We start from the raw sequence: 2,176 nt of genomic DNA on the forward strand, positions 1-2,176 counted from the left end.
CTTTTTGTGCGACGGGCAGTCGCGTAGAGTGTTGACTCAGTCGACACTCTTCTTTTCATTATCTGAAAGAGACGTCATCTCGGTGAAACGACTTGGTGAGGGTAATGAATACGAATCCCAGATGGTGAAAATCCATACCCAAGGAGACTGACCTAGCTTGGGAAGCTTAATCTAGGGCAACACCGCGAGGTGTTGTCTGAAGGAGATGCGGAAAGTCGAGAGACCCGTAAGCGAATAGGTAGACCCTAATGCAATAAGTGTGAAGCACGGCGGCGAGATAAGTTGGCGACTTTTCGAAAAGTGAGGAAGCCCACTTAAAGACATTTTCTTCAGAAGTCAGAACGAGAAAGTGTGACTTATAGCGTGATGGTGCAGGGTATGCTTAGAAGGGAAATGCGATGACCCCGTGAGGACTCCATCTTACCGAACAGGCAGGGTTCTAGTCTATAAGGATAATCCGAAGTGACGAAGAACTGGTGGAGTAGTCAGACATTCTCATAGTACGGGAGTAACTTGATGACCAGAACATCAAGTGAACGGAAGGGGAATGACCTATGGCTCCAAGCCATGAACAAGATGTAATGCCAACAATCATGTTACTGCGGTAAAACCGTTTGAATGTACATCAAGGAAAGGCGTGGAATATGCAATGAATCAAGAGTGGAAATTTAAATTACACAGTGTATATGGACAAATTCTATTTGACCGCAAATTAACTCAGAGCTTTGAACAGGTAAAAGCAAATAAAGGAGCAGGTGGAATAGACGGAGAAACGATAGAAAGTTATGATGCTAAATTAGAAGAAAACATCATTGCACTTCTAGAAAAGTTAAGGTCAAAGACTTATCAAGCTCAACCAGTTAGGAGAGTATACATTCCTAAGAAGAATGGGAAGAAACGACCACTTGGAATACCAACTATTGAAGACCGCATTGTCCAACAAAGTGTTGTAAACGTACTTCAACCGAAATTTGAGGATAATCTGTTTCATAATTGGTCAGTCGGTTATAGGCCAAATCGTGGAGTTCAAAGAGCTTTACAAATAATCCTTTGGAATATTGAACAAGGATACAATCATATTTACGATTGTGACATAAAAGGATTCTTTGATAATATACCTCATAAGAATCTTATTAGCGTTCTAAAGAAGTATGTTTCGGACCGTACGGTCCTAGGGCTGATTGAACAATGGCTAAAAGCTGGACACATGGAAGAAGGAAAACTCATTCACTCGGATTATGGAACTCCTCAAGGCGGTGTAATCTCACCACTTTTAGCAAATGTGTATTTGAATGAACTAGATTGGGAATGGGATTTGAACAACATTCGCTTTGTTCGCTACGCAGATGACTTTCTTCTTTTTGCAAAATCGAAAGAAGACATCAAGAAAGCTGCTTCAATCACTAGGGATAAGTTGAAAGAATTAGGGCTAGAAATTTCTAAGGAAAAGACAAAAATCGTCGACTTTAAGAAGGATGATTTTGATTTTCTAGGTTTCACCTTCCATCATTGGAGAGAAGGAAAGAAAGATAGTAAACCTGTATTTCATGTAACTCCAAAGGAAGAGTCCATCAAAGATTTTCGGCTAAAGATAAAGGATAAGACCCGTAAAACGCTTACGCTGAGTAAGGAAGAATGGATTGAACGTGTTAATCCCATTATTAGAGGGAAGGTCAATTATTACGTTACGATTGTTAACGCAATAAAGGAGAACATTAAATTAGGACTTCCAAACCACTGTATTACACGGTGGGTTCGAAGAACCCTTTCCTCATTAGATGGTTATATAAGGAAAAGACTTAGAGTAGCCTTTATTCACAAGCATCCTTCTCAAAGAAAAGAGAAAAAGATGCGTAGTCAATGGAATAAAGCATTCTTTCTAAAGATTAATCTAATTCCCACCTATTGGCTTTATCTAAATAAAGTATATGGATATACAAAGGAACAATATTTAGATGAAATGTCCAGTAAAGCCAAAAGAGACCTCCAGAATAGAATCAAGCTTACAAAAGCAAAAGGTGAGGAGTATTATACACCTCACCGACTCCAAAAGATGCGGAACGCCTGGAATGCATCCTCTTGATAGAAATTGTAACATATTGGTAAGCCGTATGCCTTAGTAGGGCACGTACGGTTTGATAAGGGGGAAGCCTTGAGAAAGGTTTCCCTACTTTAT

1 protein-coding gene is annotated in these 2,176 nt (G+C 39.7%); it reads left to right on the plus strand.

The features are described 5' to 3' along the window. Nucleotides 1–649: 649 nt before the first annotated feature. Entirely contained in the window at nucleotides 650–2,083 is a 1,434-nt protein-coding gene (gene ltrA, locus NFS43_RS24305) for a group II intron reverse transcriptase/maturase (RefSeq protein ID WP_251555568.1), read from the plus strand. Nucleotides 2,084–2,176: the final 93 nt, after the last annotated feature.

It is taken from the genome of Neobacillus muris (assembly GCF_943193175.1).
GTDB lineage: Bacteria > Bacillota > Bacilli > Bacillales > Cytobacillaceae > Neobacillus > Neobacillus muris.